Origin of the sequence: Streptomyces sp. NPDC006711 (assembly GCF_042869775.1) — a bacterium.
Classification (GTDB): domain Bacteria; phylum Actinomycetota; class Actinomycetes; order Streptomycetales; family Streptomycetaceae; genus Streptomyces.
This window is the reverse complement of sequence record NZ_JBIAGO010000017.1, coordinates 127,142-153,307: the sequence shown is the minus strand read 5'-3', so window position 1 is coordinate 153,307 and position 26,166 is coordinate 127,142. Positions and strand designations below refer to the sequence as shown.

Annotated in this window: 24 protein-coding genes; 7 read left to right on the top strand and 17 right to left on the bottom strand. The window is 71.6% G+C overall.

Features of this window, described 5'->3' with window-relative positions; all coding sequences use genetic code 11:
- Nucleotides 1–16: 16 nt before the first annotated feature.
- On the bottom strand, nucleotides 17–922 hold the full coding sequence (locus ACFYM2_RS28000; protein ID WP_359003529.1) for a LysR family transcriptional regulator: 906 nt from the start codon (nucleotides 920–922) through the stop codon (nucleotides 17–19).
- A gap of 120 nt (nucleotides 923–1,042) precedes the next feature.
- Here ACFYM2_RS28000 and ACFYM2_RS27995 point away from each other — a divergent pair, with 120 nt between their 5' ends.
- Together ACFYM2_RS27995 and ACFYM2_RS27990 are read left to right on the top strand one after the other, a co-directional pair.
- Nucleotides 1,043–2,326, top strand: coding sequence for an MFS transporter (locus tag ACFYM2_RS27995; protein ID WP_359003532.1), 1,284 nt, complete (start codon nucleotides 1,043–1,045; stop codon nucleotides 2,324–2,326).
- Nucleotides 2,327–2,420: 94 nt separating this feature from the next.
- Complete coding sequence (locus ACFYM2_RS27990; RefSeq protein ID WP_388840044.1) at nucleotides 2,421–3,422, top strand: sigma-70 family RNA polymerase sigma factor; 1,002 nt, start codon at nucleotides 2,421–2,423, stop codon at nucleotides 3,420–3,422.
- 151 nt (nucleotides 3,423–3,573) lie between these two features.
- Here ACFYM2_RS27990 and ACFYM2_RS27985 read toward each other — a convergent pair whose 3' ends face one another.
- Complete coding sequence (locus ACFYM2_RS27985; protein ID WP_388840041.1) at nucleotides 3,574–4,902, bottom strand: tetratricopeptide repeat protein; 1,329 nt, start codon at nucleotides 4,900–4,902, stop codon at nucleotides 3,574–3,576.
- Between the two features lie 139 nt (nucleotides 4,903–5,041).
- Here ACFYM2_RS27985 and ACFYM2_RS27980 point away from each other — a divergent pair, with 139 nt between their 5' ends.
- Nucleotides 5,042–5,293: a hypothetical protein gene (locus ACFYM2_RS27980; RefSeq protein ID WP_359003540.1), complete on the top strand. Its 252-nt coding sequence runs from the start codon at nucleotides 5,042–5,044 to the stop codon at nucleotides 5,291–5,293.
- Nucleotides 5,290–5,619, top strand: coding sequence for a hypothetical protein (locus ACFYM2_RS27975; RefSeq protein ID WP_388460092.1), 330 nt, complete (start codon nucleotides 5,290–5,292; stop codon nucleotides 5,617–5,619). Before ACFYM2_RS27980 ends, ACFYM2_RS27975 begins: the two co-directional genes overlap by 4 nt.
- 778 nt (nucleotides 5,620–6,397) lie before the next feature.
- On the opposite strand, the gene ACFYM2_RS27970 is transcribed toward ACFYM2_RS27975, so the two are convergent.
- The gene (locus tag ACFYM2_RS27970; protein ID WP_388840038.1) at nucleotides 6,398–7,219 is read right to left on the bottom strand and encodes an NAD(P)H-binding protein; all 822 of its coding nucleotides are present in this window, start codon (nucleotides 7,217–7,219) and stop codon (nucleotides 6,398–6,400) included.
- Between the two features lie 87 nt (nucleotides 7,220–7,306).
- Between ACFYM2_RS27970 and ACFYM2_RS27965 the strand changes: the two genes are divergently transcribed.
- Nucleotides 7,307–7,726 carry a winged helix-turn-helix transcriptional regulator gene (locus ACFYM2_RS27965; protein ID WP_388840035.1) on the top strand — a complete coding sequence of 140 codons (420 nt, stop codon included), beginning with the start codon at nucleotides 7,307–7,309 and terminating at the stop codon, nucleotides 7,724–7,726.
- Nucleotides 7,727–7,835: 109 nt separating this feature from the next.
- Here the strand turns inward: ACFYM2_RS27965 and ACFYM2_RS27960 are convergent, their stop codons facing one another.
- The 13 genes from ACFYM2_RS27960 to ACFYM2_RS27900 form a co-directional block, all read right to left on the bottom strand.
- Entirely contained in the window at nucleotides 7,836–8,162 is a 327-nt protein-coding gene (locus tag ACFYM2_RS27960; protein ID WP_388840033.1) for an STAS domain-containing protein, read from the bottom strand.
- A gap of 30 nt (nucleotides 8,163–8,192) precedes the next feature.
- Nucleotides 8,193–8,780 carry a Uma2 family endonuclease gene (locus ACFYM2_RS27955; protein ID WP_388840030.1) on the bottom strand — a complete coding sequence of 196 codons (588 nt, stop codon included), beginning with the start codon at nucleotides 8,778–8,780 and terminating at the stop codon, nucleotides 8,193–8,195.
- 109 nt (nucleotides 8,781–8,889) lie between these two features.
- Nucleotides 8,890–10,167: a thymidine phosphorylase gene (locus tag ACFYM2_RS27950; RefSeq protein ID WP_388460087.1), complete on the bottom strand. Its 1,278-nt coding sequence runs from the start codon at nucleotides 10,165–10,167 to the stop codon at nucleotides 8,890–8,892.
- A gap of 110 nt (nucleotides 10,168–10,277) precedes the next feature.
- Entirely contained in the window at nucleotides 10,278–10,670 is a 393-nt protein-coding gene (locus tag ACFYM2_RS27945; RefSeq protein ID WP_388840027.1) for a cytidine deaminase, read from the bottom strand.
- Nucleotides 10,667–11,956, bottom strand: coding sequence for an ABC transporter permease (locus ACFYM2_RS27940; protein ID WP_359003564.1), 1,290 nt, complete (start codon nucleotides 11,954–11,956; stop codon nucleotides 10,667–10,669). Before ACFYM2_RS27940 ends, ACFYM2_RS27945 begins: the two co-directional genes overlap by 4 nt.
- Entirely contained in the window at nucleotides 11,953–13,077 is a 1,125-nt protein-coding gene (locus tag ACFYM2_RS27935; protein WP_350232281.1) for an ABC transporter permease, read from the bottom strand. Before ACFYM2_RS27935 ends, ACFYM2_RS27940 begins: the two co-directional genes overlap by 4 nt.
- Entirely contained in the window at nucleotides 13,074–14,609 is a 1,536-nt protein-coding gene (locus ACFYM2_RS27930) for an ABC transporter ATP-binding protein (RefSeq protein ID WP_359003657.1), read from the bottom strand. Before ACFYM2_RS27930 ends, ACFYM2_RS27935 begins: the two co-directional genes overlap by 4 nt.
- A gap of 256 nt (nucleotides 14,610–14,865) precedes the next feature.
- On the bottom strand, nucleotides 14,866–15,930 hold the full coding sequence (locus ACFYM2_RS27925; protein ID WP_359003570.1) for a BMP family ABC transporter substrate-binding protein: 1,065 nt from the start codon (nucleotides 15,928–15,930) through the stop codon (nucleotides 14,866–14,868).
- Nucleotides 15,931–16,070: 140 nt separating this feature from the next.
- Nucleotides 16,071–17,327, bottom strand: a complete 1,257-nt coding sequence (locus ACFYM2_RS27920; protein ID WP_388840100.1) for an amidohydrolase — start codon at nucleotides 17,325–17,327, stop codon at nucleotides 16,071–16,073.
- 215 nt (nucleotides 17,328–17,542) lie between these two features.
- Entirely contained in the window at nucleotides 17,543–18,619 is a 1,077-nt protein-coding gene (locus ACFYM2_RS27915) for a hypothetical protein (protein ID WP_359003573.1), read from the bottom strand.
- A gap of 26 nt (nucleotides 18,620–18,645) precedes the next feature.
- Complete coding sequence (locus ACFYM2_RS27910; protein WP_388840023.1) at nucleotides 18,646–19,605, bottom strand: N-acetylneuraminate synthase family protein; 960 nt, start codon at nucleotides 19,603–19,605, stop codon at nucleotides 18,646–18,648.
- Between the two features lie 52 nt (nucleotides 19,606–19,657).
- Nucleotides 19,658–20,869 (bottom strand): acylneuraminate cytidylyltransferase, encoded by a 1,212-nt coding sequence (locus ACFYM2_RS27905; RefSeq protein ID WP_359003579.1) that lies wholly within the window; start codon nucleotides 20,867–20,869, stop codon nucleotides 19,658–19,660.
- Entirely contained in the window at nucleotides 20,869–22,251 is a 1,383-nt protein-coding gene (locus ACFYM2_RS27900; protein WP_388840019.1) for a DUF6716 putative glycosyltransferase, read from the bottom strand. The genes ACFYM2_RS27905 and ACFYM2_RS27900 overlap by 1 nt, the downstream gene beginning before the upstream one ends.
- A 188-nt stretch (nucleotides 22,252–22,439) precedes the next feature.
- Here ACFYM2_RS27900 and ACFYM2_RS27895 point away from each other — a divergent pair, with 188 nt between their 5' ends.
- Both ACFYM2_RS27895 and ACFYM2_RS27890 read left to right on the top strand, forming a co-directional pair.
- Nucleotides 22,440–23,423: a glycosyltransferase family 2 protein gene (locus tag ACFYM2_RS27895; protein ID WP_388840016.1), complete on the top strand. Its 984-nt coding sequence runs from the start codon at nucleotides 22,440–22,442 to the stop codon at nucleotides 23,421–23,423.
- On the top strand, nucleotides 23,423–24,796 hold the full coding sequence (locus ACFYM2_RS27890; RefSeq protein WP_388840013.1) for an alpha-2,8-polysialyltransferase family protein: 1,374 nt from the start codon (nucleotides 23,423–23,425) through the stop codon (nucleotides 24,794–24,796). The genes ACFYM2_RS27895 and ACFYM2_RS27890 overlap by 1 nt, the downstream gene beginning before the upstream one ends.
- Nucleotides 24,797–24,820: 24 nt before the next feature.
- Here ACFYM2_RS27890 and dnaN read toward each other — a convergent pair whose 3' ends face one another.
- Nucleotides 24,821–25,978, bottom strand: a complete 1,158-nt coding sequence (gene dnaN / locus ACFYM2_RS27885) for a DNA polymerase III subunit beta (protein ID WP_359003589.1) — start codon at nucleotides 25,976–25,978, stop codon at nucleotides 24,821–24,823.
- Nucleotides 25,979–26,166: the final 188 nt, after the last annotated feature.

Below are 26,166 nucleotides of genomic sequence, written 5' to 3'. Positions count from 1 at the left end.
GGCGTCGGCCCGGAACTCACTGCGGGATCAGCTTGCCGCGCCGGGACAGCAGGAAGGCCTTGAAGGCGGCCACCGGCGGGGTGTCGGGGTGGCCGTCGAGCCAGGCCACGCCGATCTCGCGCACCGCGCGCGGCGCGGTGACGGTCAGCTCCACGACACCGGGCCGGGCCACCGCCGGGGGCGGCAGCAGCGCCACGCCGAGCCCGGCGGCGACCAGACCGCGCAGCGTCTCGGCCTCCTCGCCCTCGAAGGCGATGCGCGGCGCGAAGGAGGCCTTGGCGCACAGGTCGTCGGTGATGCGCCGCAGACCGTAGCCGGGCTCCAGCGTCACGAAGGTCTCATCGGCGGCCTCCGCGAGCCGCACCCGCTTGCGCCCCGCGAGCCGGTGGTCCTCGGGCACCACAAGACGCAGCCGCTGCTCGTCAAGGCGCCGGGCCACCAGGTCGGGCGCGTCCGGCACCGGCGAGGTCAGACACAGGTCGAGCTCACCGGCCCGCAGCCGCTCGATCATCGCCTCGCCGTAGTTCTGTACGAGGGTGAAGCGGATCCGGGGATGATCGGCCCGGAAGGCGCGGATGAGACCCGGCACGGTCTCGGAGCCCATGGTGTGCAGAAAGCCGAAGGCGACCTTCCCGGTGCCCGGGTCGGCGTCCGCGCGCACCGACTCGGCGGCCCTGCCGACCTCGGCGAGCGCCCGCTCGGCCGAGCCGAGGAAGGCGCGGCCCGCGGCGGTCAGCGCGACCGTGCGGCCCTTGCGCGCGAACAGGGCGACGCCCAGGTCCTCTTCGAGGCGGACCATGGCGCGCGAGAGGGTCGACTGCGGCACGCCCAGTTCGAGCGCGGCGCGGGTGACGTGCTCGTGGCGGGCCACCCCGACGAAGCAGGCGAGGCGCGGCGCGAGCGCCATCGCGGCGCCTTCCATGGATTCTACGTAACTGTTCAATGACACGCGCGCCTCTGACCTCGGCTGATGCAGGAGTGGATCGATTGTCCCCCATCTGTGCATTGGACGCATCAACGAAGGCGGGCCTACGGTCTTGGCATGCCTCCCGCCAGTACCGGGGCGTCCACCACCGTGGCCGCCTCCACCTCGCCGTCCCCGCTCCAGCTCACCCCGGGCGCCGCCGGTTACCGCCGGATGAGCTTCGCGCTCTTCGCCGCCGGTGTCGCCACCTTCGCCCTCCTCTACTCCACCCAGGCCCTGCTGCCCCTGATCTCCGCCGACCTCGGGGCTACGGCGAGCGCGGCCAGCTGGACGGTGTCGGCGGCCACCGGCGCGCTCGCCCTGTTCGTCCTGCCGCTCAGCGCCCTGTCCGAGCGGTTCGGGCGCACCCGGATGATGACGGTGTCCCTGGCGGTCGCGGTCGCGGTGGGCCTGCTCGTGCCGTTCGCGCCGAACGTGACCTGGCTGGTGGCGCTGCGCGCCGTCCAGGGCGCGGCGATAGCGGGACTTCCGGCGTCGGCGATGGCCTACCTGGCGGAGGAAGTGCAGCCGAAGGCGCTGGTCGCGGCGATCGGCCTGTTCGTCGCGGGCAATTCGATCGGCGGCATGAGCGGGCGCATCCTGACCGGCTGGGTCGCCCAGGCCCTCGGCTGGCGTGCGGCGCTGCTCGCGGTGGGCGCACTGGCGGCGGTGTGCGCGGTCGCCTTCAAGGTGCTGCTGCCCAGGGCCCGCAACTTCCAGCCCGGTTCACTGAACCCGCGCGCCCTGGCCCATACGGTGCGCGGCCACCTCACCGACCCGCTCCTGGTCCGGCTGTACGTCATCGGCGCGTTGTTCATGACGGTGTTCGGCGCGGTCTACACGGTGATCGGCTACCGCCTCACCGCGGCCCCCTTCCATCTGCCGCAGGGCCTGATCGGCTCGATCTTCCTGGTCTACCTGGTCGGTACGGTCTCCTCGGCCATGGCCGGCAAGCTGGTGGCCCGGGTGGGCCGCAGGGGCGCCCTGTACCTGGCGGTGTCCACGACTGCGGCGGGCCTGCTGCTCTCACTCGCGAGCTCCCTGCCGGCGATCCTCGCGGGCCTTGTCCTGATCACCGCGGGCTTCTTCATGGGCCACTCCGTCGCCTCCTCCTCGGTCAGCCACACCGCCAAGCAGGGCCGCGCGCAGGCGTCCGCGCTCTACCAGTCCGCGTACTACCTGGGCTCCAGCGCGGGCGGCACGCTCGGCGCGGTCGCCTTCCACGCGGCGGGCTGGCCGGCCACGGTGGCGCTGGGCCTCGTCGCGGTCGTCGGCGTCGTATCGGTGACGCTGTACGGCACCCACGCGGCTCGCGCCGAGCGCCGCGTCCAGCGCCTGCACTTGGCACACGCCCGCCCCTGACCTGCGCCTTCTTCGGTTGAGCGCGCGATTGTCAGTGGGGTCGGGTAGCTTCGCGAGTGCTGGTGTGGTGCACGGTGCGACACGGGGTGGACCGATGAGTGATCTGGCAGCGGCGGCGGACCTGGACGTACGCCTGGAGGAACACCGCAGGGAGCTGACGGGGTACTGCTACCGCATGCTCGGCTCGGCCTTCGAGGCGGAGGACGCGGTGCAGGACACGCTGGTGCGGGCGTGGCGGAGCATCGACAAGTTCGAGGGCCGCTCCTCCCTGCGCTCGTGGCTGTACCGCATCGCGACCAACGTGTGCCTGGACATGCTGACGGCGGGCAACAAGCGGGCCCGCCCGATGGATCTGTCGGCGCCCACCCCGGTGGCCAACGCCCAGCTCAACTCCCGCCCGGAAGCGACCTGGTTGGAGCCCGTGCCGGACGGCCGGGTGCTGCCCACGACCGAGGACCCGGCGGAGGCGGCGCTGGCCCGCGAGTCGGTGCGGCTCGCCTTCGTCGCGGCGCTCCAGCATCTGCCGCCCAAGCAGCGGGCGGTGCTGATCCTGCGCGAGGTGCTGGCGTGGAAGGCGGCGGAGGTCGCCGAGCTCCTGGACACGACGGTCGCCTCGGTCAACTCCGCGCTCCAGCGCGCCCGTTCGACGCTGGCCGAGTCCGACCCGAAGCAGACGGACGCGGCGGACCCCCTCGACGAGGAGCAGCAGAAGCTCCTGGACCGCTATGTGGCGGCCTTCGAGGGCTACGACATGACGGCCCTGACCGCCCTGCTCCACGAGGACGCGACGCTGTCGATGCCGCCGTACGACCTGTGGCTGCGCGGTCACGACGACATCGTGGGCTGGATGCTGGGCGTGGGCTCGGTCTGCCGCGGCTCCCGCCTCCTGCCGACGGTGGCCAACGGCACGCCGGCGTTCGCCCACTACCACCCGGACCCGGCGGGCGGCTTCGCCCCGTGGGCCCTGATGGTGATCGAAACGACCGGGGGCAAGGTCTCGGGCATCACGTCCTTCCTGGACACGGAACGCTGGTTCCCCCTCTTCAACCTCCCGCCCCACCTGACGGAGGAGGGCGACCCGGCGCCGGTCGGTTGAGGGAGGCAGCCTCTCGGCGCGGGGTGCGGGGAGCTGTGCCTTTTGCGCGGCCCCACCGCGACCGCCGTGGCCCCCGGCACCGGGTGCTCCTACGGCGCCGGGGAAACCGCGCGGGACGCGAACGGGCCGGCACCGAGACCCTGGCCACGCCCTACCCGTAGAGCCGGCCCGGCATCACCGCACGCGCGCGGTCGAGCAATTCGCGGGCCACCGCGTTCTTGGCATGGGGCCGCAACATCCCCGCCATGCGGGACATTCGGTCATCCGCTCGCCCGGACTGCACCAACGGGTAGTCGTCAAGCGCCAGACCCCAGGTATGGCAAGCCGCTTCAAGGTGTCCGACCTGCAACTGCCGTTCGGCCAGAAGCCCCCGGCGGTGCACACGAGAGCGCCGGTAGACATTGTGCCGCGTCCGATCGGACTCCAGCATCGCCTCGACCGCGCCCGCCACATCACCCAGCTCATAGCGGACCTGGCTCACGTGGTAGTGAAGGGAAGCGGGATCGTACGAGCCGAAGGCCTTCCCCCGGGATTCGGCACGGTCCATGGCGGCCTCGGCCTCACTCATGTACCGCAGCGCGCCGACTCTGTCTCCGGTCTGCGCGGCGGCATGAGCTTGCTGTCCGGCCAGGAAGGCCCGCATGCGCGGCCCTGCGGCAGGCGAGGCCGCAGCTGCCGAGTCGGCCAGCCGCGCCGCCGTTCGGCCGTGCCCCAGATCGACGGCTTGAACGCTCATCCCCCGCAGCGTGGTGCAGTAGGTCAGGTGATCGTCGGCCGCCCCCGCAAGCTCAAGAGCCTTCACGTAGTAGCCCTGCGCCAGCCCGTGCAGGCCCTCGTCCACCGCCATGTATCCGGTTAGGTAGCAGAGGTCCGATGCGGCCGACCGCATGGCGTTCTTGACCGCTTCGGAGCCATCGGCGCGGAGAGCGGGAGCCACCGTGTTGACCAGAAAGGCGGCAGCCATGGGGCGTGCGTACCGTCCTCCGAACTCGTCGTCCAGATCGGAAACGCGCTCGGTCATGGCGACGACCATGTCGACATCGTGCGGGCCGATACGCGTGGTCTTCCCTGACTGCAGAGCTTCCGCACGACCTACGACGTCCGGCCATCCGGGGATCGTGAGGGCCACGGAGAACAGGCCCGCACCGAGCACGCCTCGCCGTGACGGGTCCATGTCCCCCCTCCCCAACTCGACCAGCCCCTCCACCGCATCGGGCACGGGTGCAGACGGGGCCGAGCAACGCCCGAACCCCGCCTCGGCGTGGGTCACGGGACGCTGAAGCCGTCGCGACAGCGCTTCGACGACGAAGCCCCGCACCCGGTCCCGGGGCGTCGTACCCCCGAGCCAATGATGTGCCGCGGAGGCGTTGTATCGCAGGGGCGTGCCGTTCTCGCTCCCGACCAGGTTCACGGCGCGCGCCCATTGGCTGAGCGTCCAGCCGCTTTCCGCGAACAGTCGCCGCAGGTGATCGTTCGGCATGCCTGCCATCGTCGCCAACTCCCCTCGCCAGTAAGCGATTTAAACGTTAGAAATCCGCCGCGCCGCATCCACGGTACCGCTGAGCGTGGTAATGCGGTTGCTTAGAGACAGGAGAGACCACCGAGGAAGGAACCGCGCCGTGGACGTGGACAGCACCATGCACCGGGCCGAGGACGCCACCGAAAGCACCGCCGAATACGCGGTGGACACGGCGAACGACAACAGAATCGGCGTCGTACAGGAACGCTTCGAGGGGAGCGTGTACCTTCGGCCGCCGGGTGGCGGAGTGGAGTGGACCACCCGGCCCGAGGCCCTGCGCCACCCCTCGGCCACCGAACTCGTCCAGGCACGCGTCCTCGACACTCCCGTCCAGGGGCGACGGCACCGATGAGCATCAGGAGCACCGCACGGTTCGTGCGCTACCGCGTCATGGCCCACCCGGACGGACCCTTCAGCGTCTCGGCTACGTGCGTGAAGGGGGCCTGCCACTTCGTGGTCCTCCCGACGGACCAGGTCGACAAGGCGAGCCAGGCCATGCGGCAGCACACGGCGAACACCGGCCACGCCGTCTTCACCCGCACGGTCCAGGACACGGCCGTCGTGGTCCTGGCCGACCGGGCCGAACAGGAACGACGGGCCCAGGTCAACGCCTTGGAATACAGGTACCTCGGCGGCGCCGCCGAGGACGCGCGGGCCGACACCCGAAGCATTGAGTAACCCCCAGACCGCGTCCAGTACCGGTCGCAAGGGGGCCGAACTGGCTGGCACGGTCGGCGCGTTGCTCACCGGACAGTGGCGCACCGCCCACGCGGGAGGTTCACCGCGTGGCGAACGAAGCGAAAGCGAAGTAAAAAAGGAGGGTCAACTGGCATGGAAGGCTAGTCCGGCACCGAGACAGTCCGGTTCGAGTACGTGACCTACACCGCGAGGCGCGAAACATGCCCGGCCTGTCGCGAACCCATCCCCTTGGACCTGCCCGCCCAGCGAGGGACGCGCGCTCACGGGGACGGAACGCCTCGTATCGCCTATTGGCACCTTCGGTGCGTCAAGGCCGGCGAGACCCGGCCTAGGGTTCCGTAGTACGGCACGCCGAGCACCGAACGCTGAACAGGCTGTGCTTTTTTTCGGCGGCAATGCGTCCATGGCCGCCTGCGCGTAAGCGGCGCCTCCCTGCCGGTCTCCGGCACGCGCCAGCATCAAGCCCCGGTGCATATCCAGATGCGTGGCGGAGCGTGGCAGAGCCGGGGGGAGCTCCGCGCGGACCGCGTCCTGTGCGGCGACCGCCCCTGGCTCATCACCGAGCCGGGCCAGCAGCAGGGAACGGAATACGTTCAGCCGCGCCGGATCGCCCCGCAGGGCCGGAGCGTTGACCGGCGGGAGGTACCCGCCGTGCGTGGAGGAGTCCAACCGTGCGGCGACATGGGACGCAGGTTTCCGCCGTTCGACCTGCGTCCCACCCGTACGGGGAGTTCGCTGATCAGCACGGGGTGCGGTGCTAGAGGCCTGCCTCTGTCCGTGTGGCGGACGCGACGGCGACGGCCGTGGTCAGCGGGTCGCGGGCCGGGCGGCCGAGAAGATGCGCGAGGTCCGAAGTGGTGCCGTTCAGGAAGCCGTGGCGGATGGCCGTGGCGATCGAAGCGAGCATGGGCGGCTGGAACGGCAGGAGCCCCGGCGTCTCATCGAGAAGCCTGCGCCGGTACTCGCCCAGGCCGATGGTGTGGTGCGGGACGCCGAGTTCGTCCGCCACCTGGCCCGCCGTGATCGGCGTGCCGACAAGGTCGTAGACCATGCCGTCGTGCCGCGCCGGATTCGCCGCGACGATCGCTGCGACATCGGCGAGGTCTTCCCGCGCGACCGCCGCCAGAGCGCCCTCTGCGAACGGGGATTCCAGCGCGTCGCCGGTCCACATCAGCAGGCCGCCGAAGAGCTCGGCGTACAGGCCGTTGCGCAGGATCGTCCACGGCAGGCCGCTCGACCGCACCGCGCGCTCGGTGGCCCGGTGTGCCAGGGCGAATCCGAGGTGGTCGCCGGCCGTGGTCAGGCTCGTGTACACGACGTGGCGCACGCCGTCACGGACGGCGGCGTCCAGGACAGCCGTGTGCCGGCCGACGACCTGATCGTCCTCGCCGTAACCGGCGGATATCAGCACCAGGGTCGACACCCCGGTGAGATCGAGGCTCGCGGGATCGTCGAAGTCGAGGTGGCGCGTTCCCTCGCCCGGTGTGCGGCTGCCGCCCGTGGCGGTGGCGCCGCCCGCCCGCAGCGCCGCGAGGGTGGCCGCGCCGAGGTTCCCGTTTGCGCCCGTCACCAAGATCATGTGATTCGCGGTCTTCCGTCGTGGTTCTCATCAGTAACTACGCTTGATCCTTCATCGCACGCCCACCCGCCACAAGAAGGCACTTTGATGTCAGCCACGCACACCGGGGTAACCACTCCTGCCGCCCTTGACCCCTGTGGCCGCGAAGACCACCCCGACTGCGGGATCCGGGACGTCCTGGACCGCATCGGCGACAAATGGTCGGTGCTGGTGATCGTCGAACTCGCGGGCGGGCCGCGCCGGTTCCGCGAACTGCAACGCGCCGTCGACGGCATCTCGCAGCGCATGCTCACTCTCACCGTCCGCAGACTCGAACGTGACGGCCTCGTACTGCGCACCGTGTATCCGACCGTCCCGGCGCAGGTCGACTACCGCCTCACCGAGACCGGGGCCGGCCTGACCCATCTGGTCAAGGCGCTCGCCGACTGGTCACTGGCCCACCGGGGCGTCATCGCCGAAGCCAGGCAGGCGTACGACCGGACGCACCCCGACCACGACATTCACTGACATTGCCGAGGAAGGCCGTCATCGCGCGTCGGCCGTCCGCTCGCCGGGCCCCGCACCGGGAGGTTTGCCGGGCCCCGTACCCGGGAGGTTTGCCGCGTCGGCCCGGGTATTACGGGGAGTCCAGCCCCAGCCCCGCCAGATCCAGCAGCGCCACCAACCCCGCCCCCGCGTTGCGCAGCACCACCCGTCCCCCGGCGCGCCGCGCCGTGAGTCGCAGCCGGGCCACCGCCTCGACCACGGCCAGGTCGGCCCGGGTCACCGCGCCGAAGTCGCACACCACCTCCCGCGCCCCGGCCCCGTACAGCCCGCGCAGCCGCTCGCACAGGAGGGGTACGTCGGCGAAGGTGAGGGGGTCGGGCACGGTCAGGACGGCGGGCTGCTCCGGGGGATCGATGGGTTCCACACCGATGAGACCCCGGCGGGTCGCGGAAGTCATCGGTGGGCCGGAGCGACCGGCCCGTCCCGCCTAGTCGAGGGGAAACACCCCGGTGTCCAGAGCGAGCGCGAACGGCTCGGGGAGCTGAATGACCTCACCGAACTTGGCCGTCTGGAGAACCCGGTAGACACCGCCCTTCGGGTCACCGTAAAGAATCGTCGTGGGACCGGCCGGAGCCCAACGGTCAATGAGGAGATAGAGCGGAACTCCCGCCACGGCATAGCCCGCCGCTTTCGTCACACGGTCGTGGACGGCGTTCGCCTTCGAGGTGACCTCCACGACCAGCTCGGCCGCGGCCGCCGGCACGAAGCTGCCCGGCTCCGCGTCGACCACCGCGTCCGGCACCACGACCAGGTCGGGGATGTACAGACCGAGCCGGGAAGGAATGGCCACCCCCAGCGTCTGGTGCGGGTTCCAGTCCTCGGGGATGACGCCGAGGAGAGCGCGGTGGACCCTGGCCGCAATGCTGTTGTGCCGGTTCGCCGGAGCTGGTGACACGGTGACGATCCCCTCGATGATCTCCACCTTGCAGCCCTCTGGCCAGTTCGACTCCCCCCACAGACGGACCAGATCGTCCCAGCCCTGTCCGGGGTCGTAGTCGACGGTGAGTGCGCCCACGGCGGTCTCCCTACGTCGGTTCTGTCCCGCAGTCCAGCATGCCGAACGGGACCGGCACAGGTCCACCGGTCCCGTTCACCCATACGAGGGCGTCGCCCAAAACCCCAGGTCAGGCGATACGTTCCCGCACGATCGGCGTCGCCGAGAACGCCGTTCCCGCCGGGGCCACGTCGTACGAGCCCTCCAGGGAACTCAGCGCGTACTCGAACTTCTCCGGCGTGTCCGTGTGCAGGGTCAGCAGGGGCTGGCCCGCGGTCACCGTGTCGCCGGGCTTGGCGTGGAGCTCGACGCCCGCGCCCGCCTGCACCGGGTCCTCCTTGCGGGCGCGGCCCGCGCCGAGGCGCCAGGCGGCGACGCCGATGTCGTACGCGTCCAGGCGGGTCAGGACGCCCGAGGACGGCGCGGTCACGACGTGCTGCTCGCGGGCGACGGGGAGCGCCGCATCCGGGTCGCCGCCCTGCGCCGCGATCATCCGGCGCCACACGTCCATCGCGGAGCCGTCCGCGAGGGCCTTGGCGGGGTCGGCGTCCTTGATGCCCGCCGCGTCCAGCATCTCGCGGGCCAGCGCGATGGTGAGCTCGACGACGTCGGAGGGGCCGCCGCCCGCCAACACCTCGACGGATTCCCGGACTTCGAGGGCGTTGCCCGCCGTGAGGCCGAGCGGGGTGGACATGTCGGTGAGCAGGGCCACCGTCTTGACGCCGCTGTCCGTGCCCAACGCGACCATGGTGGAGGCGAGTTCACGCGCGTCCTCGATGGTCTTCATGAACGCGCCGGTGCCGACCTTCACGTCCAGGACGAGGGAGCCAGTGCCCTCGGCGATCTTCTTCGACATGATCGAGGAGGCGATCAGGGGGATCGCTTCCACCGTGCCGGTCACGTCGCGCAGCGCGTACAGCTTCTTGTCGGCGGGGGCCAGGCCGTCGCCCGCCGCGCAGATGACCGCGCCGGTGGTGTCCAGGACGTTCAGCATCTCCTCGTTGGAGAGCAGCGCGCGCCAGCCGGGGATGGACTCCAGCTTGTCCAGGGTCCCGCCGGTGTGGCCAAGACCCCGGCCCGAGAGCTGCGGCACGGCCGCGCCGCACGCGGCGACCAGCGGGGCGAGCGGCAGGGTGATCTTGTCGCCGACGCCGCCGGTGGAGTGCTTGTCGGCGGTCGGGCGCGTAAGGGAGTCGAAGTTCATGCGCTCGCCGGAGGCGATCATGGCCGCCGTCCAGCGGGCGATCTCCTTGCGGTTCATGCCGTTGAGGAGGATCGCCATGGCCAGGGCGGACATCTGCTCATCGGCGACCACACCGCGCGTGTACGCGTCGATGACCCAGTCGATCTGCTCGGGAGACAGCTCGCCCCGGTCTCGCTTGGTGCGGATGACGGAGATGACGTCCATGGCATTCCTTCCGGCTTGGTGCACGTGCACGTTGGTACGTACGCGACTCTACGCGCATAGAGGGGAGTTGAAAGGGCGGCCCCCGCACGGGCGGTGCGGGGGCCGGTGGGTTACTTCAGATGGTCGGGGCCGAAGGCCTGGGGGAGCATGTCCGCCAGGGTGAGCACACCCTTCGGGGTCTCCAACAGGAGGTCCGGGCCGCCGAATTCGAAGAGCAGCTGACGGCAGCGGCCGCACGGCACCAGCACGTCGCCCTGGCCGTCGACGCAGGTGAAGTGCGTCAGGCGGCCGCCGCCGGAGAGCTGGAGCGCCGAGACGAGCCCGCACTCGGCGCACAGGCCGATGCCGTACGAGGCGTTCTCGACGTTGCAGCCGGTGACCGTGCGGCCGTCGTCCACGAGGGCCGCCGCGCCGACCGGGTAGCCCGAGTACGGCGCGTAGGCGCGGGACATGGCCTCGCGCGCGGCCGTGCGCAGGGCCTCCCAGTCGGGCGTCGGCGTCACTTGCCCTGGCCCTTCCGGTAGCGCATGCCGTCCGCCTTGGGCATCCGCAGGCGCTGGGCGGAGAGCGAGAGGACGAGCAGCGTCACCACGTAGGGCGTCGCGCCGACGAAGTCGCCGGGCACGTCGTCGGTGACCAGGTACCAGACCAGGATGAGCACGGCCATCACCGCGCTGATCGCGGCCTGGACCATGGCCTTCTTGTACGCCTTCCAGCCCGCGAGCGCCGCGAGCAGCACGACGAGCAGGAGCAGCAGGGCGTGCACGGTGGTGCCGCCGTTGCGCAGCTGGAGCGCGTCGGAGAAGCCGAACAGGCCCGCGCCCATGGCGAGTCCGCCCGGCCGCCAGTTGCCGAAGATCATCGCGGCGAGGCCGATGTAGCCGCGGCCGCCGGTCTGGTTCTCCAGGTAGATGTGCGAGGTGACCAGGGCGAGGAAGGCGCCGCCGAGACCGGCGAGGCCGCCGGAGACCGCGACCGCCGCGTACTTGTAGGAGTACACGTTCACGCCGAGGGATTCGGCCGCGATCGGGTTCTCGCCGCAGGAGCGCAGGCGCAGCCCGAAGGCCGTCTTCCACAGCAGCCACCAGGTGCCGACGAACAGCGCGACGGCGATGACGGTGACCCAGGAGACCTCGGTGACCAGGCCGCCGATGATGCCGGCGAGGTCGGAGACCAGGAACCAGTGGTGGTTCTGGATCGATTCCAGGCCGGAGGACAGGCCCGGGACGCTGAAGCTGGGCAGGGGGTCGGCGGGCGGCGACTGCTTGGGGTTGCCGCCCTTGACCTGGGCCTCGCCGCCGTTGAAGAACAGCTTGGCGAGGTACTGCGTGACGCCCAGCGCGAGCAGGTTGACCGCGACGCCGGAGACGATGTGGTCGACGCCGAAGGTGATGGTGGCGATCGCGTGGATCAGGCCGCCGAGGACGCCGAAGCCGACGCCGGCGAGCAGGCCGAGCCAGGGGCTGGACTGCCAGCCGACCCAGCCGGCGCCGAAGGTGCCGAGGATCATCATGCCTTCGAGGCCGATGTTGACCACGCCGGCCCGCTCGGACCACAGACCGGCCAGGCCCGCGAGCCCGATCGGCACGGCGAGCCCGAGCGCGGCGCTGATCTGGCCCTCGCTGGTGAGCTGGTCGGCGCCGGTGATGACGCGTACGGCGGAGACGAGGATCAGCGCGCCCGCGATGATCATCAGGACTTGCGCGAGGGAGAACTTGCGCGTGGCGTTGCCCCGCTTGACCCCGGCCGGAGGCGGTGGGGTCGTGGTCGTGTCGGTCGTGACGCTCATGCCGTCACCTCCGTCTCGGTCTTGGCGGCCTGGGCCGCGAGCTCGGCGCCGACGCGCTGCTGCTGGCGCTTGAGGCCGTAACGGCGGACGAGTTCATAGGCGATCACGACGCACAGGACGATGACGCCCTGGATCACGCCGAGGATCTCCTTGTCGTAGCCGATCACTTCGAAGTGTCCTGTGGTGCGCTCCAGGTAGCCCCAGAGCAGGGCGGCGAGCGCGACGCCCACCGGGTGGTTGCGGCCGAGCAGGGCGATGGCGATGCCCGTGAAGCCGAGGCCGAGCGGGAAGCTGTTGTCGAACTGGTGGCTGTCGTTGAGCAGCGTCGGCATGCCGACGAGACCGGCCACGGCGCCCGAGATGATCATGCTGGTGACGATCATCTTCTTGACGTCGGCGCCGCTGGCGGCGGCGGCCGACTCGGACTGGCCCACGGCCCGCAGGTCGAACCCGAAGCGGGTGCGGCCGAGGGTGAACCAGTACGCCACGCCGACCAGGACCGCGACGACGATGAAGCCCCACAGCTGTCCGGCCGGGCCCATGTCCAGGGTGAAGAACCACGAGGAGCTGGGCAGCGGCTTGGTGGAGACCAGGGTGCCGGCCTGGTCGAGCTGGCCGAGCCGGTCGGGCTGGAGCAGATAGGCGATGATCGCGGTCGCGATGGCGTTCAGCATGATGGTCGAGATGACCTCGCTGACGCCCCGGGTGACCTTCAGGACGCCCGCGACCGCCGACCACATCGCGCCGACCAGCATGGCGACGACGATGATGACCGGGATCTGCACGATGCCGGGCAGGTTCAGCGCGCCGCCGACCACGGCGGCGAGGAAGGCCGCGAGGCGGTACTGGCCGTCGACACCGATGTTGAAGAGGTTCATCCGGAAGCCGATGGCCACCGCGATGCCCGCGAGGTAGTACGTCGTCGCCTTGTTGAGGATGTAGACCTGGCTGTCGCTCGCCGAGCCGTACGACAGCATGTCGTTGAAGGCCGGGAACGGGTTCCTGCCGGTGGCGAGGATGATCAGGGCGGTGACGACAAGGGCCGCGACGAGAGCGAGCAGCGGGGCCGCGATCGCGAGGAGCAGCTTCTCCTTGTCGATGCGGGAGGTGAGCTTCTTCATCGGTCCTCTCCCCCAGTGTTGTGCTGGTGCTCCAGGTGGCCGCTGGCGGCACCGGTCATGGCGGAGCCCAGTTCCTCGGGGGTGATCGTGGCGGGGTCGGCGTCGGCGACCAGACGGCCCCGGTACATCACCCGCAGGGTGTCGGACAGGCCGATCAGCTCGTCCAGGTCGGCGGAGATCAGCAGGACGGCGAGGCCTTCACGGCGGGCCTCGCGGATCTGGTCCCAGATCTGCGCCTGGGCGCCGACGTCCACGCCCCGGGTGGGGTGCGCGGCGATCAGCAGCTTGGGGTTGTGGCTCATCTCGCGGCCGACGATCAGCTTCTGCTGGTTGCCGCCGGAGAGGGACGCCGCGGTGACCTCGATGCCGGGGGTGCGCACGTCGTACTCGCGCACGATCCGCTCGGTGTCCTTGCGGGCGGCCCCGTTGTCGAGGAGGGCGCCCCTGGAGTTGGGCTTCTCGGTGACGTGGCCGAGGATGCGGTTCTCCCACAGCGGCGCTTCCAGGAGCAGGCCGTGGCGGTGGCGGTCCTCGGGGATGTAGCCGATGCCGCCCTCGCGGCGCTTGCGCGTGGGGGCGGTCGAGATGTCGGCGGTGTCCAGGGTGATGACGCCGCCGTCGGGCAGGCGCATGCCCATGATGGCCTCGACCAGTTCGGCCTGGCCGTTGCCCTCGACGCCCGCGATGCCGAGCACTTCGCCCTTGTGGATGGTGAAGGAGACCGAGGACAGCACCTCGCGCACCACGCCGTCGGGGTCGGTGGCCGCCAGGCGCAGGTCGCTGACCTGGAGCATGGGCACCGTGGTGACCGTCGACTCGCGGGTCTCGGGCGAGGGCAGCTCGCTGCCCACCATGAGCTCGGCCAGCTGCTTGGTGGTGGTCGTGCGGGGGTCGGCGGTGCCGACCGTGGTGCCGCGCCGGATCACCGTGATCTCGTCGGCGACCGACAGCACCTCGCCGAGCTTGTGCGAGATGAAGATGACGGTCAGGCCCTCGGCCTTGAGCTCGCGCAGGTTGTCGAAGAGGGCTTCGACCTCCTGCGGGACGAGGACCGCGGTCGGCTCGTCGAGGATGAGGGTGCGGGCGCCGCGGTAGAGGACCTTCAGGATCTCCACGCGCTGGCGGTCGGCCACGCCCAGGTCCTCGACCAGGGCGTCGGGTCGCACGCCGAGGCCGTACGCGTCCGAGATCTCCTTGATCTTGTTGCGGGCCCTGGCGCCGATGCCGTACAGCTTCTCGCCGCCGAGGACGACGTTCTCCAGGACGGTCAGGTTGTCGGCCAGCATGAAGTGCTGGTGGACCATGCCGATGCCGAGCGCGATGGCGTCCGCCGGGCCGGCGAAGGAGGCCTGGGTGCCGTCGATGGTGATGGTGCCCTCGTCCGGCTTCTGCATGCCGTAGAGGATCTTCATCAGGGTCGACTTGCCGGCGCCGTTCTCACCGCACAGGGCGTGCACGGTGCCCTTGCGGACGGTGATGTCGATGTCCTTGTTGGCGACGACACCGGGGAATCGTTTGGTGATGCCGCGCAGTTCGACGGCGGGAGGGCTGGACGCGTTGATGGCGCACTCTCCTCGTGGGCAGGAGCAGGGGGGCGGGGAGCTTCCGGGGAAGCCGGGAAGCGTACTGGTGTGCCACGCCGGGTCCCGGCGTAGTAGTTCAGCACACTCACGGCGCGCCAACTCCGGCCTACGCGCGTAGAGTTGACACTTCGTTACGGCCCGGTGGGCAGGGCGGTCCCTGCCCACCGGGCCGGTTCGTGACGGGGCGGTCAGCGACCGCCACGGATCACGGGGTGGTCTTGACCTTGATGGTGCCGTCGACGATCTTCTTCTGGGCCGCGTCGAGCTGCGGCTTCAGGTCGTCGATGAAGCCACCGCTCGTGGCGAGCGAGACGCCGCCCTTGGCCAGCGGGTAGCTGTTGGTGCCGACCAGCGGCTTGCCGTCCTTGATCGACTTGATCAGGTCGTAGACGCCGATGTCGACGTTCTTGACGACCGAGGTCAGGATCGAGTCCTTGTACTTGGACAGCGAGGCCTGCTGGTACTGGTCGGAGTCGACACCGATCGCCCAGGCCCCCTTCTTGCCCGCGACGGCCTCGATCGCGCCGGTGCCGGAGGAGCCGGCCGCCGTGTAGATCACGTCGGCGCCGTTGTCCAGCATGCCCTGCGCGGCTTCCTTGCCCTTGTCGGGGCTGGCGAAGCCGGAGGTGTCCGAGCCGTGCGACAGGTACTGGTTGTCGATCTTGACGTCCGGCTTGGTGTCCTTGACGCCCTGGTTGAAGCCCGCCTCGAACTTCTTGATCAGGGGGACGTCCACACCGCCGATGAAGCCGACGTGGCCCGTCTTGGACTTCAGCGCCGCGGCGACACCCGCGAGGTAGGAGCCCTGCTCCTCGGTGAAGACGATGTTGTCGATGTTCTTGGGGCCCTCGACGACGGAGTCGACGATGCCGAAGGTGGTGTTCGGGTACTTGTCCGCCACCTTCTTCATCGACGTCGCGTACGCGTAGCCGATGCCGATGACCGGGTTGTAGCCCGCGCCCGCCAGGTCGGTGAGCCGCTGCTCGCGGTCCGCCTCGGTGTCGGTCGTCTTGGCGGTCAGCTCCTTGACGGAGCCGCCGAACTCGGACTTGGCCTTGTCGATGCCGCGCGCGGCGGAGTCGTTGAACGAGTGGTCGCCACGGCCGCCGACGTCGTACGCGACACCGATCTTGACGCCCTTGCCGCCCGTGGAGGACGACGAGGACGTGCCCGAGTCCTTCTGGGAGGACGTGGAGCCACAGGCGGTGGCGGAAAGCGCGAGCGCGGCGGTGGCGACACCCGCCGCAGCGATCTTGGATACCCGGCGCAAGAGGAGGTCCCTTCAAACCTGAACCGAGGCGCCCCTACCGGCGCTGGTTTCGCGTCGGATCGTAACGCGCGTAGATGTCGCGTAAAGCCCTGTTCGGAAGCCGTTATCGGATCGTCGCGAACAGGGGATGAAGTGTCCGGTTACGAGCGGTTGCCATCCAGCAGCGCGGCGGCGGTGAAGAGCTCCACCCCGACCTTGATCGCGGCTTCGTCCGCGTCGAAATCACCCCGATGGAGGTCAAGCCGGGCATGGGAGCCGGGCGTACGGACCCCGAGCCGGGCCATCGCCCCAGGTACGTGCTCCAGGTACCACGAAAAGTCCTCGCCACCCAGTGACTGCTCCGTGTCCTCGACCGAGAAGGCGCCCCGGCGGGCGGTCATGGCGTCGTGCAGCAGCTCGGTGATGGCGGGATCGTTGACGACCGGGGGCACCCCGCGGACGTAGTTGATCTCCGATTTGGCCCCGTGCAGGGTGGCCACCTCGTCGATCGCGGCGTGTACGAGGTCGGGCGCGTCGCGCCAGGCCGCGAGGTCCAGGCAGCGCACGGTGCCGGCCAGCTCGGCGTGCATCGGGATCACGTTGCAGGCGTGGCCCGACTCGATGCGGCCCCAGGTCAGGGCGAGGCCCGCGCGGGCGTCGACGCGGCGGGCGAGCAGCGCCGGCACGTCGGCGGCGACCCGCGCGACGGCGGTCACCAGATCGGTGGTCAGGTGCGGGCGGGCGGTGTGTCCGCCGGGCCCGTCCAGGGCGACCTCCAGGCGGTCGCAGGCGGAGGTGATGGCGCCGGTGCGCAGCCCGATCCGGCCGGCGTCCACGCGCGGGTCGCAGTGCACGGCGATGATCCGGCCGACCCCGTCCAGGACGCCCGCCACGATGGCGTCGGCGGCGCCGCCCGGCAGCACCTCCTCGGCGGGCTGGAAGAGCAGCCGTACGGGAGCGGCGAGGCGGCCCTCGCGGTGCAGGGCGGCCAGGACCAGGCCGGCGCCGAGGACGGTGGTGGTGTGCACGTCGTGGCCGCAGGCGTGCGCGCGGTCGGGCACGGTGGAGCGGTAGGCAACGCCCGCCTTGGCGTCGGGGATGGGCAGGGCGTCGATGTCCGCGCGCAGGGCGAGCATCGGGCGCGGGGCGCCGCCCTTGCCCGCGCCGCCGCCCTTCGGCCCGGTCGCGGTGCCGATGTCACACGTGAGCCCGGTGCCGCCCGGCAGGACGCGGGGTTCAAGGCCCGCCGCTTCGAGGCGGGCTCTGATCGCGGCGGTGGTCCTGAACTCCTGATTGCCCAGCTCGGGATGCATGTGCAAGTCCCGGCGGAAGGCGATGAGTTCGGCACACAGGGCCTCGCTCAGCTCGCCGGGCAGCGGTGCTTCGCCGGGCAGATCGGCTTCGGACTCACGGGACATCAAGTGGTTCACTCGTTGAGGGTAGGCCTTTTCGAGGCTCAACTCGCTCGCGATCAACAAAAGTTCAGCCGCATAGGGGAAAGAAAGCTGGTCACCTGGCGCATGTCGATCGCGTCACCTGGGTACTGTATTTCGTCCTTTTGCCCGATGCCCGGGACCGGTGCACAGCCTCCGCCCGGAGCCTCGGCGTGGAGCCGGGCCGGTGCGCGCACGGCTCACGCCGCCACCGTCGCGAGCCCGTGGGCCTTGCGCGCCGCCCCCGTCACACCGTCGAGGAAGCCCTGCGCCCGGGGGGACGCCCGCTCGGTCAGCCAGCGCGGGTCGATGTCGCAGACCACGACGGACACGCCCGTGCCCGCGAGCGCGAGCGGCAGGGTGTGGACGACGGTGGAGGGAAAGCTGAGGACCGTACGGCCCACCGGCCCGCGCCGGGCTATCAGTTCGAGCGGCAGATCGGGCCGGACTATTTCGAGGCCCGTGCGGCCGTGCAGGGCGTGCAGTTTGTCCGCCGACTCCCTGCGGTGGGCGAAGTAGCGGGTCACCCCGTGGCGGGCGGCCAGCTGGCCGACGGCGTCGAGATAGCTCCCTGGGTCCACGACGCCGGTCTCCACCAGCGAAGTCCCCACCAGATCGGCCCCCTTGGTCAGCCTCGGCGGCCCGAAGCGCGCACGGGTCCAGCCGAAGGTGTTGGCCGTGACGGTGACCCCGTCGGGCGCCTCTATGGGCATCGCGCTGAACACCTCGACGCCGTGCCGCGCCCCGGGGGTGAGCCGGCGCCGGGCGGCGGCGGAGACCGGCGCGAACACCAGGTCGCGCGCGCCGGCCCTGCTGCCGCGCCGGTGCCAGCGCACCAGGCGTTCCCCGCCCGCGAGTTGGGAGACGAACTCCATGGTGGCCGTGCCGTCGTCGACGACCACCAGGTCGCGGGCGCCGGCCACGGTCAGGAGCAGCTGTACGTAGCGCGAGAAGGGGTCACCGATGACGATCCGCTCCGCGCGCCGCAGCGTCGGGGTGAGCCCGGCCACCGTGTGCAGCGGCGCCGTGAGTCCGCCGCGCGCCTCCTCCCACCGCACCGTCGCGCCCGCGTCACGGGCCAGTTCGGCCATCCGGCGCAGCTGGCCGCGTGACATGGGGTCGGTCGGCGAGAGCACCACGACGGTCAGGCCCGCCAGGTCCTGCGTGGCGCGCTGCTGCACGGGCACGCCGTCAAGCAGCGGCCCTGGCGCGTGCGCCCACTCCAGGACGTTGAGCAGCTGGACCGGGCTCTCCACGAACGCGACGGTGGCGGCCATCTCCCGGGGCACGGTGGGCGGCCCGCTCAGACCGCGGCCGCAGCGCGGTCCTCGGAGGCGCTGCCGGCCCGCTCGGCGTCCTGGTCCGCTTCGGCCTGGGCGACGACACCGGCGACGCGGCGCAGCTTCTTCATCGGGGCGAGCTCGGAGTCGTAGACCTTCTTGACGCCGTCGCCGAGCGCCGCCTCGATGGTGCGGATGTCGCGGACCAGACGGGCCAGGCCGCCGGGCTCGACGGAGGCGGCCTGGTCGGAGCCCCACATCGCGCGGTCCAGGGTGATGTGGCGCTCGACGAAGGTGGCGCCGAGGGCGACGGCGGCGAGCGTGGTCTGGAGGCCGGTCTCGTGGCCGCTGTAGCCGATCGGCACGTTGGGGTACTCGGCCATCAGGCTGTTGATCACCCGCAGGTTGAGCTCTTCGGCCTTGGCCGGGTAGGTCGAAGTGGCGTGGCACAGCAGGATGTTGGCGCTGCCGAGCACTTCCACCGCGTGCCGGATCTGCTGCGGCGTGGACATGCCGGTGGAGAGGATGACGGTGCGTCCGGTGGCCCGCAGGGCGCGCAGGAGCTCGTCGTCGGTGAGCGAGGCGGAGGCCACCTTGTGGGCCGGCACGTCGAACTTCTCCAGGAAGGCGACGGCCTCGGTGTCCCACGGGGAGGCGAACCAGTCGATGCCGCGCTCCTCGCAGTGCGCGTCGATGGCGCGGTACTCGTCCTCGCCGAACTCCACCCGGTGGCGGTAGTCGATGTACGTCATCCGGCCCCACGGGGTGTCGCGCTCGATGTCCCACTGGTCGCGCGGGGTGCAGATCTCCGGGGTGCGCTTTTGGAACTTGACCGCGTCGCAGCCGGCGTCGGCGGCCGCGTCGATCAGGGCGATCGCGTTGTCCAGGTCACCGTTGTGGTTGATGCCGATCTCGCCGGTGATGTACACGGGCCGGCCCGGACCTGCGGTGCGGCTGCCGAGGGTGCGCAGACGGTTGCTCATGAGGGCGTTTCCTTAGCTGTGCGGGGTGGGGTGTGGCTGGGGTGCGGTCGGGTCACGGGGTGGATGAGCGGGCGGGTGAGGGGGTGCGGTCGAGCTCGGGTCCCAGGAGCCAGGCGGCGATCTCGCGGACGGCTCCCGCGCCGCCGGGGGCGCTGGTGACGGCGCGCGCGGCGGCGCGCACCGAGTCGTGGGCGTCGGCGACGGCCACGGGCCAGCCGGCGAGCGCGAAGCAGGGCAGGTCGTTGACGTCGTTGCCGGCGTAGAGCACGCGCTGAGGATCGACGCCCTGCTCCTCGCACCACTGCTTGAGGGCGAGGTCCTTGCGGTCGATGCCGTGCAGGACGGGGATCTTCAGCTTGCGGGCGCGGGCGGCGACCACGGGGTTCTGCTCGGTGGACAGGACGAGCAGCTTCAGGCCGGCCCGGCGCAGGGCGGCGACGCCGAGCCCGTCGCCCCGGTGCACCGCGACGAGTTCGCGTCCCTCGGAGTCGATGAGCACCCTGTCGTCGGTCTGGGTGCCGTCGAAGTCGAGGACGACCGCGTCGACGTCGTCGAGTACGGGGGTGGTCGCGGGATCGATGAGGGGGGCGAGCGCGCGGGCCCGCGCCAGGTCGTGCGGCTCGTCGATCTCCAGGACCCGCGCGGGGTCGGTGCGCACGAGCGCGGTGCGGCCGAAGAAGCGGTGCTGGTGCTTGCGGAAACCTTCGGCGGCCATGGCGTAGGCGGCGCCGGTCTCCAGGAAGTCCTGGGGGCGGTCCTGGCGGCGCGGCCGGAACGCCTTGTCGTGGCCCATGCCCTGGCCGCCGCCGAGTTCGTCCTCGCGCCACAGGAACCCGTGGAAGGGGGCGACGGTCACCGCGCTGTCGGCGCCGTCCTCGACGACCGCGGCAGCGACGCCCTCGACGTCCTCGCGGGCCAGGAACGGGCTGGTGCACTGCACGAGCAGCACGACGGCGGTGGTGGGGTAGGCGTCGAGGGCGTGCAGGACGGCGGCCTCGCTGCTGGCGGTGTCGCCCGCGATGGCGGCGGGCCGGACGACCACGTCGGCGCCGGCGGCGCGGGCCGCGGCGGCGATCGCCGGGTCGTCGGTGGAGACGGCGACGTCGGTGACGTGGCGCGCGGCGCGGCAGGCCAGCACGGCCCGTACGACGAGCGGGACACCGGCGACGGGGGCCAGGTTCTTGCCGGGCACCCCCTTGGAGCCGCCGCGCGCGGGGATCACCGCGAGGACCCTGGTGGCCGGGGTGGCCGTCGCTGGACTCATCACAGTTCTCCCATCCGGCGGATCACGGGCGCGATCCGCTGTACGCCGTGGCGGTAGGCGCCGCGCGCCGCGTCGCGCACGGCGTCCCTGAACACCCGGCGCAGCCCCTTCGGCTCGCGCGCGGGGGCCGCGCCGGGCAGCGGGGTGCCGTCGGGCGCGAGGTGGTGGCGGGCGAGGACACCGGGCAGATAGCCGGGCGCGGTGGCCGGGGTGTAGTACGGCGCGATGGGCGGCAGGCTCCGGCGCGTGAGCAGGGCGTCCAGGCGCTCTCGTACGCCGTCGAAGGCGCGCTGGTGGGCCTCGCCCGGCGCGACGCCGTGGGCGGCGAGCCAGCCGGCGTCGGGCGCGGGCCGGTGCCCGGCGTCGAGCCGGTCCCACGAGGTGAGGCAGCCGGAGCCGACGAAGTGGTGGTTGCCGAGGTTTTCGCGTACGCCGAGGTCGGTCAGGACGGCGGTGGGGACCGAGCGGTGCAGGGACTCAAGGGCGGCGGTCGAGGAGACGGTCACCAGGAGGTCGGTGCGGTCGAGGACCTCGCCCATGTTCCCGTACGCCAGGCGGAAGTTGGGCGGCAGGTCGATGCCGCGGGCGAGCTTTTGGAAGGGGTGCTCCTCGATGTGGGTGGTGTGCTCGCCGGGCTGTGAGCGGAGCTTGAGTACGACCTCGCGCCCGGGGTGGCGCCGGGCGTGCGCGACCAGGCGCCGCAGCAGGTACTGGCGGTCGGCGCGGGACTCCGGCACGGAGGGCTGGGCGGCGAAGACGACGGTGTCGCGGCCCGGCTCGGCCCGGTGGGGGGCGCCGCCGAGGAAGGGCAGCGCGGCCTCGGTGACCGCGCCGGCGTCGGCGCCCACTCCCTCGTACACGGCACGGAAACGCTCCGCGTCGTGGCGGGAGTTGGCGAGCACGATGTCCGCGCCGTGCCGCAGGAGCAGGCCGTCGGCCAGCTTCTCGTAGACGACGCCGACATAGCCGGTGACGACCACGGGCCGGCGCGCGCGCCCCCGCCACCGGGCGGCGAGTCCGTGCAGCGCCGCCTGGGCCGCGCCGCCGACGAGCGCGAGCACGATCACGTCGTACGCGGGCTCCTCGGCGCGTCCGATGGCCGACTTGGCCGCCCCGTCCAGGAATTGAGCCATCGTCAGCTCCGCCGGGGCGCCGGCGTCCGCGCCGACCTCGGCGAGCTGGCGTGAGGTGGGGGTGGCGCGGCCGCGCAGCAGGAAGCCGTCGAGGTCACAGGCGGCGGGCCGGGACGCGTCGGCCTCGGATCCGGGCACCTGTCCGGCGAGACGGCGCGCGGTGAGCGCGCCCCATTTCCACCGGGTGTCCGAATCCGCGAGGACCGCGATCCGCAGCCGTGAAGGTGTAGAAGGTGTACGTGATGGCACGCCGTAGAAACTAGGAAGCCCGGCGGATTCGCGGCCCAACTCGGCCGCAACAAAGGGTTAACAGCGTGACTACGAATGGCGCCCGGTGCATACGGACGGGCCGGTTAACGAATTCGCCGTCCGTCGTTCATCCGGCATCCGGCCGCCGGACAGGACGAAGGACGCGCGGCGCGCCTAGCGTCACGGCCGTGGTCAAGCTCTCCGTCATCGTGCCGTTCTACAACGTGCGCGCCTACGCACCCGACACCCTGCGAAGTCTGCGCGCGAACGCCCGCGACGACTTCGAGTTCCTGCTCGTCGACGACTGTTCGTCGGACGGCACGATCGCGCTGCTCGAACGCGCCGAGCGCGAGCTGCCAGGGGCGGTGCTGCTCAGACACGAACGCAACGGCGGTCTGGCCACCGCGCGCAACACAGGTCTGAACGCGGCGCGCGGCACCTATCTGGCCTACCTGGACGGCGACGACTGGGTGGCGCCGGGCTACTTCGCCCAACTCCTTTCCTCCATGGAGGAGTTGGGCTGCGACTTCATACGCACCGACCACGTCCAGGTGACGGGGCAGGAGCGTACGGTGCACCGGGTGCCGCACGGGCGGCGCGGCGAGGTGATGTCGCCGCGCGAGGCGATCCTGCCCGCCACCCGCTCCACCTCGGTGGACTACGCCTTCGCGTGGGCCGGGATGTACCACCGCAGGCTCGTCGACCAGGGCCTGCTGCACTTCACCGACGGCCTGCGCACCGCGGAGGACCGGCCGTGGATCTGGCGGCTGCACCGCGAGGCGCGGACGTTCGCCGTCACGGGCGCGCTCGGCGTCTTCTACCGGCGCGGCGTCGCCTCCTCGCTCACGCAGATCGGCGATGTCCGGCAACTCGATTTCATTCGCGCATTCGACCAGGTAATAGAAGAGACGGCAAAGGACCGAAATGCGGCCGATCTGCTCCCGAAAGCGGTACGGACGTACTGCGCGATCATTTCCCACCATATGAGCGGCATCGAAAGGTTCGAACCCGCCGTGGCCAGAAAGCTGCGGGCCATGAGCGCGGACGCCCTGAGAAGACTGCCGCAGGACCATCTCAGGGACGCGCTGGACTCCATGGACTCCAGCCGCGCCGCCCGGCTGCGCAGGCTGCGCCGCCGCCCGGTCACCGTCTCGGCGGGGGCGGCCGCCTGATGCCCACGACCCCCGCCGTACGCACCACGCAGATCTTCGCCGCGTCCACCCTGTACGGGGTGGCCACGCTGGCCGCCGCGCTCGACAGCGGCTGTTTCCCGGCGGCCGACCGCCGGCTCCTGCTGATCAGCAACAACGCGCCCGTGCCCGAGACGTCGGCGCCGCTGGACACCATGCCGGGCTTCGAGCCGCTGCGGGAGCGCTTCGACGGTGTCCTCTCCTGGAACGCCACCATCGCGCCCTTCCACCCCGGCGGCTGGTCCCCGAGGGCTGACGATGTCCCGCTGTGGGAGCGGCAGTTGAGGACAGTGTGGGGTCTTGGCGAGGACCGGATCGAGCTCGCCGTCGAATCCATCCAGGTGAACCCGGCCCAGGCCGTGGCCCAGCTCTTCCCCGACGCGCCCCTGACCGTCTACGCGGACGGCCTGATGACGTACGGTCCCACCCGCAACAAGCTCGACCCGCTGATCGGCGGGCGGGTGCGCCGGGTGCTCCACCTCGACCTGGTGCCGGGCCTGGCTCCGCTGCTCCTCGGCGAGTTCGGGGTGCCGTGCGAGCCGGTGCCGACGGCCGCGTTTTTGAAGGTGGCGAGCGAACTGACTGCTGCCGCGGGTGAGTTGGAGGCGGTTGCCGGGGGCGAGCCGGTGGCACTCCTGCTCGGCCAGTACCTCTCCGCGCTGTCCATCCTCACCCCGGAGCAGGAGGAGGAGCTGCACCTGCGGATGCTGCGGGGCGCGGCGGCGCGCGGGCACCGGCACATCGTGTTCAAGCCGCACCCCTCGGCGCCGCCCGCCGGGACGCGGGAACTCGCGCGTGAGGCGGACGCGCTCGGCGTCCAACTGACCGTCCTTGGCCGCCCGTTGCTCGCCGAGGTGCTGTACGAGCGGCTGGCCCCCGCGCTCGTGGTGGGCTGCTTCTCCACCGGCCTGCTCACCGCGTCGGCGTTCTACGGCATCCCCACCGCCCGGGTCGGCACCGAGCTCCTTCTCGACCGGCTCGCGCCCTACCAGAACAGCAACCGGGTGCCGGTGACCATCGTGGACGCGCTGGTCCCGCCCCTGGAGAAGGAGCCGGCGCCCTCCGTCGACCTGCCGGAGCTCCTGAGCGCGGTCGGCTACGCGATGCAGCCCGAGATCCGCCCGGATCTGCGGGGCGCGGCCGAACGCTACCTCGCGGGGTCGCTCAACGCGTACACGTGGCGCTACTTCAAGCGGCGCCGCCTGACCGCGCTCGCCCTTCCGGGCGCGATACCCGGGCGGCTCGCTTTCGTCCCGCGCAACGCGACGGTCCGCAGACTCGCCCGCCGAGCCCGCGCCCTGACCCGCACCCGCACCGCGACCCGAGCCCGCACCCTGGCCCGCCGCCGCGCCTGAGCGGGGGGCGCGACCGGGACGGCGTCAGGCCAACTGCCGTACGGACATGAGCAGATGGCGGTGTTCGTCCGCCGCCGTGGCCACCGCGCCGTCCGCCGCCGGGGCGCCGCTGAGCAGGGCCCGCTGGCCGGGGCCCAACAGTTCGAAGCGGACCCGGGGCGCCCGCAGCGAGGTGAGGGCGTCCAGCAGATAGGCGGGGTTGAAGGCCACGGTCAGGTCGTCGGCGCCGGTCAGCGCGCAGGGCAGGCGCTGCGCGGCGATGTCGTCCTCGTAACCCGCCTGGAGGAGCACCGTCCCGTCGGCGCGAAAGCCGAGCCGGACCGGGCTGTTCGGCTCCGCGACGACCGCGACCCGGCGGACCGCGTCGGCGAGCGCTTCGCGTCCGGTGACGGCGACGGCCGGGTCCGCGAGCGCGAAGAGCTTGTCGTAGCGCGGCAGCCGGCCGTCCAGGAGGCGCAGGGTTGTGCGCGCCCGGGAGCCCTCGAAGGCGATCAGGCCCCGGCCCGAACCGCCGTCCCCCACCGGCGCGTCCAGGCCCACCGTGAGCGTTCCCGCCTTCGCCAGGGAGCGCGAGAGCTCGGCGAGCCTGCGGCCCGGGATCACCACCTGGGCCGGCTCCGGGTCCGGCCGGTCGGGCCGCCACGGCAGGGTGCGCACGGCGTACCGGTAGCGGTCGGAGGCCGCCAGGGTCATCGAGGCGCCGTCCAGACGGAGCTGGATGCCGCTCAGGACGGGCAGCGCCTCGTCGCGCCCGGCCGCGACCGACACCTGGGCGACGGCCGTCGCGAACGCCGCCGCGTCCACCGACCCGCGCCGCGCGGGCCGCGCGGGCAGCGCCGGGTACTCCGCCACCGGCAGGGTGGACAGGCCGAAGCTGATCCCGCCGCCCTCGACGGTGAAGCGGGAGCCCTCCATCGCGCAGGTCAGCGTCGCCTCCGGCAGCACCTTGCAGATGTCGAGCAGCCTGCGGCCCAGCACGAGGACCTGCCCGGCGGCCCCGGTCCCGGCCGCGACCTCGATGTGCGCGGACGCCTCGTGGTCGAACCCCGACAGGGCGAGCCGCCCCTCCCCCGCCGTCAGGAGCAGGCCGCCGAGCACCGGCACCGGTGAGCGCGCGGGCAGCGATCCGGCCGCCCACGCCACCGCGTCGGCCAGCGCGCCCCGTTCGATCCGGAACTGCATCCCGTGGTCCCCGTTCCTCGCCGTTCGTGGTCCGCGCACGCTATCGGCCGCCACTGACAACGGGCCCCCGCCACCTGGAATCGACGCCCAGGAGAACGCGTCGGGGCGTGAGATGAACATGCCGCGTCGGGTGTGGGAACTCCCGGGCGGTGGGCCCTTTTTGGGCGTTCGGCGGTCCTACGCTGTCG

Bases quoted from the DNA above. Each gene is read 5' to 3' on its own strand.
- dnaN (WP_359003589.1), bottom strand. From the start codon at position 25,978: ATGCAGTTCCGGATCGAACGGGGCGCGCTGGCCGACGCGGTGGCGTGG.
- ACFYM2_RS27950 (WP_388460087.1), bottom strand. From the start codon at position 10,167: ATGGACGTCATCTCCGTCATCCGCACCAAGCGAGACCGGGGCGAGCTG.
- ACFYM2_RS27910 (WP_388840023.1), bottom strand. From the start codon at position 19,605: ATGAGCAACCGTCTGCGCACCCTCGGCAGCCGCACCGCAGGTCCGGGC.
- ACFYM2_RS27905 (WP_359003579.1), bottom strand. From the start codon at position 20,869: ATGAGTCCAGCGACGGCCACCCCGGCCACCAGGGTCCTCGCGGTGATC.
- ACFYM2_RS27940 (WP_359003564.1), bottom strand. From the start codon at position 11,956: ATGAGCGTCACGACCGACACGACCACGACCCCACCGCCTCCGGCCGGG.
- ACFYM2_RS27990 (WP_388840044.1), top strand. From the start codon at position 2,421: ATGAGTGATCTGGCAGCGGCGGCGGACCTGGACGTACGCCTGGAGGAA.
- ACFYM2_RS27915 (WP_359003573.1), bottom strand. From the start codon at position 18,619: ATGGCCGCCACCGTCGCGTTCGTGGAGAGCCCGGTCCAGCTGCTCAAC.
- ACFYM2_RS27920 (WP_388840100.1), bottom strand. From the start codon at position 17,327: ATGTCCCGTGAGTCCGAAGCCGATCTGCCCGGCGAAGCACCGCTGCCC.
- ACFYM2_RS27985 (WP_388840041.1), bottom strand. From the start codon at position 4,902: ATGCCGAACGATCACCTGCGGCGACTGTTCGCGGAAAGCGGCTGGACG.
- ACFYM2_RS27965 (WP_388840035.1), top strand. From the start codon at position 7,307: ATGTCAGCCACGCACACCGGGGTAACCACTCCTGCCGCCCTTGACCCC.
- ACFYM2_RS27995 (WP_359003532.1), top strand. From the start codon at position 1,043: ATGCCTCCCGCCAGTACCGGGGCGTCCACCACCGTGGCCGCCTCCACC.
- ACFYM2_RS28000 (WP_359003529.1), bottom strand. From the start codon at position 922: ATGGAAGGCGCCGCGATGGCGCTCGCGCCGCGCCTCGCCTGCTTCGTC.
- ACFYM2_RS27890 (WP_388840013.1), top strand. From the start codon at position 23,423: ATGCCCACGACCCCCGCCGTACGCACCACGCAGATCTTCGCCGCGTCC.
- ACFYM2_RS27960 (WP_388840033.1), bottom strand. From the start codon at position 8,162: ATGACTTCCGCGACCCGCCGGGGTCTCATCGGTGTGGAACCCATCGAT.
- ACFYM2_RS27970 (WP_388840038.1), bottom strand. From the start codon at position 7,219: ATGATCTTGGTGACGGGCGCAAACGGGAACCTCGGCGCGGCCACCCTC.
- ACFYM2_RS27935 (WP_350232281.1), bottom strand. From the start codon at position 13,077: ATGAAGAAGCTCACCTCCCGCATCGACAAGGAGAAGCTGCTCCTCGCG.
- ACFYM2_RS27975 (WP_388460092.1), top strand. From the start codon at position 5,290: ATGAGCATCAGGAGCACCGCACGGTTCGTGCGCTACCGCGTCATGGCC.